Genomic DNA, 9,472 nt, shown 5'->3' on the forward strand with positions numbered 1-9,472 from the left:
TGGCCTCCAGCGCTTATCCATCAAGCACTAGAAGCTATCAAAACAATAGTACACCATGCACACGCAACCCGCTCCCAGCGCCGACGGCATCTGGCACAAGCTGCGGCCCGTGGCCGAACTCACGGTGGCCGACGTGCCGCTGGGTGCCCATCAACCCGCCAGCGTGGTCGTGCAGGGCGGCACGGTGCGCTGGGTTGGCCCCGCATCCGCACTGCCCGCCGCCTACGCCGCCATGCCGCAACACGACGCGGGCGGCAGGCTGGCGACGCCCGGCCTGGTGGACTGCCACACGCACCTGGTCTATGGCGGCCAGCGCGCCAATGAATTCGCCATGCGCCTGGCAGGCGCCACGTATGAAGAAGTCGCCAAGGCAGGCGGCGGCATCGTCTCCAGCGTGTACGCCACGCGCGCGGCATCGGAAGACGAACTATTCGCCCTGGCGGCACCGCGCCTGCAAGCCCTGCTGGCCGAAGGCGTGTGCGCCATCGAAATCAAGTCCGGCTACGGCCTCGCTTTGGCCCACGAACGCAAGCAACTGCGCGTGGCCCGCCGCCTGGGCGAAGCCTTTGGCGTGACGGTGCGCACCACCTTCCTCGGCGCACACGCGCTGCCGCCCGAATACGCGGGCCGCAGCCAGGATTACACCGACTTGGTCTGCAACGAGATGCTGCCCGCCTTGGCACAAGAAGGGCTGGTGGATGCCGTGGACGTGTTCTGCGAACGCATCGCCTTCACCCTGGCCGAGACGGAACAGGTCTTCCAGGCCGCGCAGCGCCTGGGCATCCCCGTCAAACTGCATGCCGAGCAGCTCTCCGACATGGGCGGCGCGGCGCTGGCCGCCCGCTACGGCGCGCTGTCGTGCGACCACATCGAACACCTGTCCGCCGAAGGCATAGCAGCCATGCGCGCAGCAGGCACGGTGGCCGTGCTGCTGCCCGGCGCGTACTACACGCTGCGCGACACGCACCTGCCGCCCATCCAGGCGCTGCGCGCCGCGGGCGTGCCCATGGCCGTGTCCACCGACCACAACCCCGGCACCTCGCCCGCGCTGAGTCTGCTGCTCATGGCCAACATGGCCTGCACGCTGTTCCGCCTGACGGTGCCCGAGGCGCTGGCAGGCATCACCACCCACGCAGCGCGGGCGCTGGGCTTGCAGGATTCGCACGGTCTCATCGCAGCGGGCCGCCCCGCCAACTTCGTGCTCTGGCCCGTGGCCGAGGCGGCAGAACTGGCCTACTGGTTCGGCCACAAGCCCGCCTGCACCATCGTGCGGCAGGGCCGCATCCACGGAGCCATGCCATGACGACAAGCCAACTGTTCGCCGCCGATGCGCTGCTGCCCACCGGCTGGGCGCGCAACGTGCTCATCGAATGGGACGGGGCAGGGCGCTTCACCGCCGTCACGCCCGGTGCAATGCCAGGCAGCGCCCCCGGCGCCCCCGGCCCCGTCATCCCCGGCATGCCCAACCTGCACTCGCACGCCTTCCAGCGCGCCTTCGCGGGCCTGACGGAATACCGGGGGCAAAGCCAGGACAGCTTCTGGAGCTGGCGCGACCTCATGTACCGCTTTGCCGCCCGCATCGCGCCCGAGTCGCTAGAGGCCATTGCCACCTGGCTCTACGTGGAAATGCTGGAGGCGGGCTACACGTCCGTCTGCGAATTCCACTACGTACACCACGACATGGACGGCAAACCCTACGCCGACGACGCCACGCTGTCCCTGGCCCTGCTGCGCGCCGCGCGCACCGCTGGCATCGGCATCACGCTGCTGCCCGTGCTGTACCAGACCAGCGGCTTCGGCGGCAAGCCGCCGCGTGACGACCAGAAGCGGTTCATCCGCAGCACCGACAGCATGCTATCGTTATTGGAGCTTCTGGTGCCCGCCACACAAGCGCTGGAGGCCAATTTGGGTCTTGCCCCGCATTCCCTGCGCGCCGTGCCGCCCGACAGCCTGGCCGCCGCCGTGCAGGGCCTGACGGCGCTGAACCCGCAAGCCCCCATCCACATCCACATCGCCGAGCAGACGCAAGAGGTGGACGACTGCATCGCCTGGAACGGCCAGCGCCCCGTGCAGTGGCTGCTCGACCACGCGCCCGTCAACGAGCGCTGGTGCCTCGTCCACGCCACGCACATGACGCCCCATGAATACGCCGCCGCAGCCCGCACAGGAGCCGTCGCAGGCATCTGCCCCACGACCGAAGCCAACCTGGGCGACGGCATCTTCGACATGCCGCTGTGGCTGCAACACGGAGGCCGCTGGGGCGTGGGCTCCGACAGCCACGCCTGCGTGAACGCGGCGGAAGAGCTGCTGATGCTCGAATACGGACAGCGCTTGTCGCGCCGCCAGCGCAACGTGCTTGCCACCACCAGCCAGCCCGAAGTGGCAACCGCCATGACCCTGCAAGCCGTGCAAGGTGGCGCACAGGCGGCGGGCCGCGCCATCGGGGGCCTGGCTGTGGGCCAGCAGGCCGACATGGTGGCGCTGGATGCGCAGCACCCCGCCCTGGCGGGCCTGCCCGCGCCCGCCATGCTGTCGGCCCACGTCTTCGCCAGCCACCGCACATCGGCCATCCACAGCCTGTGGGCGGCGGGCGCGCAGCGCGTGGCGAATGGCCGCCACGCCTTGCACGCATCCGCCGCGCAGGCTTTCATCGCCGCCCGCTCCGCCACCATCCAACCCTGATGACCGCCATGCAGCCCTTCACCTTCCACCAAGGCACCCGGCCCCTGCTCATCTCCATGCCGCACGCAGGCACCTACGTGCCGCCTGCGCTGGCAGAACGCTTCACCGACGAGGCCCGCCACGTGCCCGACACCGACTGGCACATGGAGCGCCTGTACGCCTTTGCCAAAGACCTGGGCGCATCCATCCTGGTGGCGACGCATTCGCGCTACGTGGTGGACCTGAACCGCCCGCCGGACGGCGCCAGCCTCTACCCCGGCCAGAGCGTTACCGGCCTGTGCCCCGTGGACACCTTCGACGACACGCCCATCTACGCAAAGGGCGACGTGCCCGATGAGGCAGAAATTGCGGCCCGCCGCGAAGCCGTCTGGGCTCCGTACCACGCCCAGCTGCGCGCCGAACTCGACCGCATCCGCGCCCGGCACGGCGTGGCGGTGCTGTGGGACGCGCACTCCATCCGCTCTGTGCTGCCCCGTTTCTTCGAGGGCAAGCTGCCCGACCTGAACCTGGGCACCGCAGACGGCGCAAGCTGTGCGCCAGAGTTAGCGGCTGAGCTGCTGCAAATCGCCAAGGCTGCGCAGGGCTACACCGCCGTACTCAACGGCCGCTTCAAGGGCGGCTACATCACACGCCACTACGGCCAGCCGGGGCAGGGCGTGCATGCGGTGCAACTGGAGATGACGCAGTGCAGCTACATGCAGGAAGCGCTGCCGTTCGACTACCTGCCCGAAGTGGCGGCGGGCGTGCAGCCGCATCTCAAGCGCATGCTGGAGGCGGCGCTGGCGTTTGCTGCCCGGCGGTAGATGGATTTTGGATTGGCTATCAAAAACATAGCTATCAGCGCCCGTTCAGCAAGGGCTGGATGCCATTTTGACTATGAAACGCGCTGCGCCATTTCCTCGCCCAGCCGGATGGGCCGCGCTGGCGCCCATTGCGGGTTGAACCGCAGCGGCCCTTGCGGGAACAGCATCACCACGGTGGAGCCGAGCAGAAAGCGCCCCATCTCGTCCCCTTGCCCCAGGCGGACCTGGCCCGCCGCGTAGTCCCACTGCCGCAGCGTGCCGGGGCGCGGCGGGTTCACCAGCCCGTGCCACACGGTCGCCATGCTGCCCACAATGGTCGCGCCCACCAGCACCAGCACGAACGGCCCGTCGGCCGATTCAAAGACGCACACCACCCGCTCGTTGCGCGCGAACAGCCCTGGCACGCCGCGCGCCGTGGTCGGGTTGACCGAGAACAGGTCGCCCGGCACGTGGACCATGCGCGTGAGTTCGCCCGCGCAGGGCATGTGGATGCGGTGGTAGTCGCGCGGGCTCAGGTACAGCGTGGCGAAGTGGCCGTTGTCGAAGCGTGCGGCCAATTGCGCATCGCCGCCCACGAGCGCGGTGGTGGAATAGCGGTGGCCCTTGGCCTGGAAGATCTGGTCCTTGTCGATGGCGCCGAACTGGCTGATGGCGCCGTCCACGGGGCAGATCAGATCGGCCTGCGCCAGCGGGCGTGCGCCGGGCTTCAGGGCGCGGGTAAAGAAGTCGTTGAAGGTGGCGTAGCTGGCGATGTCGGGGTTGGCCGCCTCGGCCATGTGGACGCTGTAACGGGCCACGAAGCGGCGGATGGCCGCCGTGGTCAGGCTGCCCCCTTGCAGCGAGGCGAGCTTGCCAGCGAGCGCTGTCAGCGCCTGTTTGGGAAGAAGGTACTGGGGGAGAACGGCAAGACGATCAGACACGGGCGTGATCCCCTGAGGGCAAATCGGTCGATTCTAGTGACCCGGCCAGGCCCCGCGCTGCCCATCGCAGTACAATCGACAGTCTCTGCACAGCACAGGTCTGTCAGAGACTGAAAACGAAACCATGGCCAAAGAAGAACTCATTGAAATGCAGGGCTCCGTAACGGAGGTCTTGCCCGACTCGCGCTTTCGCGTGACGCTGGACAACGGGCACCAGTTGATCGCCTACACCGGCGGCAAGATGCGCAAGCACCACATCCGCATCCTGGCGGGCGACAAAGTGTCGCTGGAGATGTCGCCTTACGACTTGACCAAGGGCCGCATCACATTCCGCCACCTGGCAGGCCGTGGCCCCGGCCCCGGCCAGACCTCCAGCCGCTGACCCCAAAAGAACGCGTTAAAAGCCCGCCGCCGGTCCGGAAGGCAGCAGTTGGCGGGTTAGAATGCTGGATTGTCGGAGCGTAGCGCAGCCTGGTAGCGCATCTGCTTTGGGAGCAGAGGGTCGCGAGTTCGAATCCCGCCGCTCCGACCAATACTTTGTCCGCCAGCGTCCGTATCCATCCGGGCCTGGCGGATTTCTCTTTGTGGGGCTTGGGTTGGTTGTTCGCTGGCGTCCGTTGGTGTTCGCATGCAGCCGGGCAACAATGGGGGCAACTTTTTGATCCGTCGCCCCCACCCTTCCCGGAGTTGCCCCAATGCCCTGACGGATGCCGCAATCCATGCTGCAAAGCCCGCAGAGAAGCCCCGCAAGATGTTCGATGGCGAGGGGCTGTGCCTGGAGATCACCCTTCGAGTGGGAAGTGGTGGTGGCTCATGTATCGCTGGGCCGGGCGGGAGAAACGCCTGAGCTTGGACATCTACCCGGAAGTGATATTAAGGGAGACCAAGCGGTGCCGTGACGATGCCAAGCGCACGCTGGAGAATGGTGCCGACCCCTCCCGCCGAGCGGCGCAGCAAGAAGATGGCGGCAAACTTCTGGGGTGCCGTTAGAGCGTCATCTTCAACCCCGCCATTACAAATCCATGATAAGTTTGCCGTAAATTACTCATGATAAAGAAGAACAAAGCATGCAGGGAGTGCATCAGGATGATGTTGCCGATTCGGAAGAACACATAGACACCCAAGCCGCGCTGTGGCTCCTGGCGAGCCTGGCCGGTTTCTATCGCCAACCCTTCAATGCGGAACTGGTGGTCAGGCGTTTTCCGCCGCCAATTGATCTGCCCACGCTGATTGAGGCTCTGAACGCGCTCGGCCTCAAGGCCGGGCTGGCACACTGGCCCGAAGCGGGGCTGTCGGCCTTGCCTCTGCCTGCTGTGGCGCTGCTGGCTGCACCCCCGCATGAAGCTACGCAAGGGGCCTCTGGCGAGGATGCAACTGCCGCGCCACTCCAGCCACCATCCCGCACTACTCTCACCCCGGCGCTGATCGTCCAGCACGGTGACGACACCCTGGCTTGGGTCAAGCCCGGCCAGTCGGCTTCGGAAACCCTGGCCCTCGACGTTGCCCGTGCCCAAGCTGCGCCGGTTCTGCTGCTGGTGGCGCAGGCCGAGCCACCTGTTTCCGAATCGGTCAGCAAGACCGAGTCCCCCGAGCCCCTTAAAAAGCCCTTCGGCTTCTCCTGGTTCGTCCCCGAACTGCTGCGCCACAAACGCATCTGGTGCGACGTGCTGCTGGCGAGCCTCGCCATCCAACTGGTCGGCCTGGCCACGCCACTCTTCACCCAGGTCATCATCGACAAAGTCATCGCCCACCATTCGGAGAGCACGCTCATCGTGCTCGGCGTGGCGCTGGTGGTGTTCATGCTGTTCACCTGCGGCATGAGCTGGCTGCGCCAATATCTGGTGCTGCACACCGGCAGTCGCATTGATGCCGTGCTGGGCGAGAAGGTACTCAAGCACCTGTTGCACCTGCCGCTGCCGTACTTTGAGGCACGACCGACCGGCACGTTGGTGGCCCGGCTGCATGGCGTGGAACAACTGCGCGAATTCATCTCCGGTGCGGCGGTGAGTCTGGTACTCGACCTCCCCTTTTTGCTCATCTTCTTGGCGGTGATGTTCTCCTACAGTTGGCAACTCACCCTCATCGCGCTGGGCATCATGGCTGTGATCGTTGCCGCCAGCCTGCTCATGGTGCCCATCTTCCGTGAGCGGCTGGACAAGCAGTTCCTGCTCGGCGCGCGCAACCAAGCCTTCCTCACCGAATACCTGGCCGGCATGGCCACGGTGAAATCGCTGCAATTGGAGCCGGACGTCGGCAAGCGCTACGGCACCTACCTGGCCCAGTACCTCTCGGCAGGCTTTGCCACCAAGCAGGTGGGCAACACCTACAACGTCGTCGCCAACGGGCTGGAACAGGTGATGACGCTCTCCATCCTCATCGTCGGTGCCTGGCTGGTGATGCGGCCCGAAGCGGGCATGACGGTCGGCATGCTGGTGGCCTTCCAGATGTTCGCCAGCCGCATGAGCCAACCGCTGCTGCGTCTGGTCGGTCTGTGGCAGGAATTCCAGCAGGCCAGTATTTCCGTCAAACGGCTGGGCGACATCCTGGATATGCCGCAAGAGCCCTTCACACTCACCCCGCAACGCGCTGCGGGCGGCGAAGGCCGCATCGACATCCGCGACGTGGGCTTCCGTTACTCCGCGCAGCACCCCTGGCTCTACCGCAACCTGAGCCTCGCCTCCCCACCGGCAAGCTCACCGTGCTGATGGGCCCCAGCGGTTGCGGCAAAAGCACGTTGGCCAAGCTGATGCAAGGCTTTTACTGGCCGCAGGAAGGGCAGATCACCCTGGACGGGCGCGACATCCGGCAACTGGCCGCCAACGAACTGCGCGCCACCTTCGGCGTGGTGCCGCAGGAAACGGTGCTGTTCTCCGGCACTATCTACGACAACCTCTCCATGGCCCACCCGCATGCCAGTTTCGAGGACGTGATCGCCGCGTGCCAAGCGGCAGAAATTCACGAAGTCATCGAAAAACTGCCGCAGAGCTACCAGACCGAGATCGGCGAGCGCGGCACGGGGCTATCTGGCGGGCAGCGCCAGCGCATAGCCATTGCCCGCGCTCTGCTCAAGCGCCCCAAGGTGCTGATCTTCGACGAGGCGATTTCCAATCTGGATCAGCAGACTGCCGAGCATTTTGCACAGACCATCAATCGCCTCAAGGGCAAGGTGACGATGATCTTCATCACGCACCAGTTACCGAAGGGCTTGCAGGTGGATGAGGTGGTGAATATGGGGCAGCATGCCATGCACATGAGCTTGGTGAAGGACGAAACATGAGCAGCGGAAACCAGCACAGCAATCGTTCGCGGGGAAGGCACTGGATAGTTTATATGTTGGTGGGGCTGTCAATAGCCAGTGGTTATGCCTTCTGGGAATTTCAGCCCACAAAAAGTCAATTGTTTGGCTTTCAGCCGCCAGGAATGAATTTGGCGCAACATACCCCGAAAGATGTTATTGGTGACCTTGGCGGAATGAAGGTCCGCATCCCTCGGCACTATGCAGAATATGTGGAATACGACGACGATCCTGGATTTGGAGAAAAACGTAAAGAATCCATCCCCGAACGCAATTTCAAATCGAAACTGCGCAGTTTCGGAATGAATGCACGCTTCCCGGATATGAAGGGATTGGAAACCATAGAACTGAAAGAAGCCCGTCGAAACTACCGGCTTAAACCAGAAAACCCGTGGATCGACATTGGCATCAATGCGGGGAGTATATATCCAGGCATGGGCGCTAATGCAAATAGCGGGCTTGCAAAGAAATTGTGGGAGAAAAGTGAATATTGGTTTGCAAATTATGAACGCGCACCTCGAATGGATACGGTCGGGTTGGATGCGTATGTTGTCGCTGGTGCCGATCCACGCACTGGCAAACCTGCCCGTGAAAGCGACTCAACAGACGATATTTACATACATAAAACAACAAGCCATGTCGACACTTTCATCTCCTGCGGAAGAACTTCAGTACCTGGCGGCGTTGCGACATGTCATATGCATTTTGGACTTGAGCCAAAAGCAAAGGTGAGAATTGATGCGGGGTTCAGTCCAGCGCTACTGCCTAAGTGGCACTCCATTCGCAACTCTGTTTCCGAGCTGATTTATAGCTTTGAAGTAAGAAGCGCAGCAGAAGAATAACCACTGTATCTCCCATTTCAACTTCCAAGGAAAGACGCGATGCCGCAAACAGTTACATCGTCTCAACTTCGATCACTTCAACAGTCCGTCCAAACTAGAGGGGCTGCAGCGGCAGCTGATGCATACAGCTCACTTTATGCTCAAGGATATAACTATGCCGGTTGGGCCGAAGGTGTTGCAAGAGGCGATTCGTTTGCGGGAAATGCTGCACTGAAATATCTGCAAGAAACTGCCATCATGGGGATGGGCGGCGATCAGTGTAGAAATCTGACTCCGGCGCAAATCGAAAAAATTCGTACTGACATGGCGGAAAGGACTCTCAAAGAATATGAGCTAATTGCGAACGAAAATAACGGAGAGTTGAATCGAGATCTGACCTATAAAGAAACAAAAAAATCCATGAAGATGTCTTCAAGGACAACGGCCTCGAATTAGACAGCTGGACGCTCGATACCCCCATGGAGATAGTCTTGGAGAGGTCAGGTGATGAGGCGGTTGAGCGCCTCTGGGAGAAATTACGCGACATCGGCGGCGATGGCGTCGATGCGATGGAAATAAACCAGCGACTTATTGAGCTGATGGATTTTTATCGTGATCAGATCCCGGAAATGCGGGACAGAATCGACAAATGGAGGCGGCATTTTGATGACTTTTCCGAGAAGTGGGATATCGTAACTGATACTTGGAAGAATCATTTTCATGATTTGTCAAAGAACATCAAAGACTGGTGGGACCGCGCCAAAACCTGGACCTGGCCGCGCGACCCCCTCATCCTGGACCTGGACGGCGACGGCCTGGAGACAGTGGGCCTGGCCAGCAACGTCTATTTCGACCACGACGGCGATGGCGTTCTCACCAAAACCGGCTGGGCCGGAAAGGACGACGCGCTCCTGGTCTGGGACCGCAACGCCAACGGCAGCATCGACACCG

At 62.9% G+C, this 9,472-nt stretch carries 11 protein-coding genes and 1 tRNA gene; 11 read left to right on the plus strand and 1 reads right to left on the minus strand.

What is annotated here, in order from left to right; genetic code table 11:
* Positions 1-55: 55 nt before the first annotated feature.
* The 3 genes from hutI to hutG are packed head-to-tail and all read left to right on the plus strand — an operon-like array spanning position 56 to position 3,485.
* Positions 56-1,303: an imidazolonepropionase gene (gene hutI / locus QM569_RS08440; protein WP_414986787.1), complete on the plus strand. Its 1,248-nt coding sequence runs from the start codon at positions 56-58 to the stop codon at positions 1,301-1,303.
* Complete coding sequence (locus QM569_RS08445) at positions 1,300-2,682, plus strand: formimidoylglutamate deiminase (protein ID WP_414986788.1); 1,383 nt, start codon at positions 1,300-1,302, stop codon at positions 2,680-2,682. The genes hutI and QM569_RS08445 overlap by 4 nt, the downstream gene beginning before the upstream one ends.
* A complete protein-coding gene (gene hutG / locus QM569_RS08450; protein WP_414986789.1) occupies positions 2,682-3,485 on the plus strand; it encodes an N-formylglutamate deformylase in 804 nt (267 codons plus the stop codon). The genes QM569_RS08445 and hutG overlap by 1 nt, the downstream gene beginning before the upstream one ends.
* Before the next feature lie 71 nt (positions 3,486-3,556).
* Here hutG and asd read toward each other — a convergent pair whose 3' ends face one another.
* Positions 3,557-4,405, minus strand: coding sequence for an archaetidylserine decarboxylase (asd, locus tag QM569_RS08455; protein WP_414986790.1), 849 nt, complete (start codon positions 4,403-4,405; stop codon positions 3,557-3,559).
* A 124-nt stretch (positions 4,406-4,529) separates the two neighbouring features.
* Between asd and infA the strand changes: the two genes are divergently transcribed.
* The 8 genes from infA to QM569_RS08495 all read left to right on the plus strand — a co-directional run.
* Complete coding sequence (gene infA, locus QM569_RS08460; RefSeq protein ID WP_414986791.1) at positions 4,530-4,787, plus strand: translation initiation factor IF-1; 258 nt, start codon at positions 4,530-4,532, stop codon at positions 4,785-4,787.
* 73 nt (positions 4,788-4,860) lie between these two features.
* Positions 4,861-4,937, plus strand: a tRNA-Pro gene (locus QM569_RS08465).
* A gap of 239 nt (positions 4,938-5,176) precedes the next feature.
* Complete coding sequence (locus QM569_RS08470) at positions 5,177-5,395, plus strand: integrase arm-type DNA-binding domain-containing protein (RefSeq protein WP_414986792.1); 219 nt, start codon at positions 5,177-5,179, stop codon at positions 5,393-5,395.
* Positions 5,396-5,472: 77 nt separating this feature from the next.
* Positions 5,473-7,110 (plus strand): ABC transporter transmembrane domain-containing protein, encoded by a 1,638-nt coding sequence (locus tag QM569_RS08475; protein WP_414986793.1) that lies wholly within the window; start codon positions 5,473-5,475, stop codon positions 7,108-7,110.
* Positions 7,110-7,682 (plus strand): ATP-binding cassette domain-containing protein, encoded by a 573-nt coding sequence (locus QM569_RS08480; RefSeq protein WP_414986798.1) that lies wholly within the window; start codon positions 7,110-7,112, stop codon positions 7,680-7,682. The genes QM569_RS08475 and QM569_RS08480 overlap by 1 nt, the downstream gene beginning before the upstream one ends.
* Complete coding sequence (locus QM569_RS08485; protein WP_414986794.1) at positions 7,679-8,542, plus strand: hypothetical protein; 864 nt, start codon at positions 7,679-7,681, stop codon at positions 8,540-8,542. Before QM569_RS08480 ends, QM569_RS08485 begins: the two co-directional genes overlap by 4 nt.
* Before the next feature lie 39 nt (positions 8,543-8,581).
* Complete coding sequence (locus QM569_RS08490; protein WP_414986795.1) at positions 8,582-8,977, plus strand: hypothetical protein; 396 nt, start codon at positions 8,582-8,584, stop codon at positions 8,975-8,977.
* Positions 8,978-9,000: 23 nt separating this feature from the next.
* On the plus strand, positions 9,001-9,472 hold a 472-nt coding region (locus QM569_RS08495; RefSeq protein ID WP_414986796.1), incomplete at its 3' end, for a hypothetical protein.

This window comes from Acidovorax sp. (assembly GCF_047607405.1).
Taxonomy (GTDB): Bacteria; Pseudomonadota; Gammaproteobacteria; order Burkholderiales; family Burkholderiaceae_C; genus Acidovorax.

Coding starts and splice junctions, on each gene's coding strand:
- hutI (WP_414986787.1), top strand. CDS start 56: ATGCACACGCAACCCGCTCCCAGCGCCGACGGCATCTGGCACAAGCTG.
- QM569_RS08445 (WP_414986788.1), top strand. CDS start 1,300: ATGACGACAAGCCAACTGTTCGCCGCCGATGCGCTGCTGCCCACCGGC.
- hutG (WP_414986789.1), top strand. CDS start 2,682: ATGACCGCCATGCAGCCCTTCACCTTCCACCAAGGCACCCGGCCCCTG.
- infA (WP_414986791.1), top strand. CDS start 4,530: ATGGCCAAAGAAGAACTCATTGAAATGCAGGGCTCCGTAACGGAGGTC.
- QM569_RS08475 (WP_414986793.1), top strand. CDS start 5,473: ATGCAGGGAGTGCATCAGGATGATGTTGCCGATTCGGAAGAACACATA.
- QM569_RS08480 (WP_414986798.1), top strand. CDS start 7,110: ATGGGCCCCAGCGGTTGCGGCAAAAGCACGTTGGCCAAGCTGATGCAA.
- QM569_RS08485 (WP_414986794.1), top strand. CDS start 7,679: ATGAGCAGCGGAAACCAGCACAGCAATCGTTCGCGGGGAAGGCACTGG.
- QM569_RS08490 (WP_414986795.1), top strand. CDS start 8,582: ATGCCGCAAACAGTTACATCGTCTCAACTTCGATCACTTCAACAGTCC.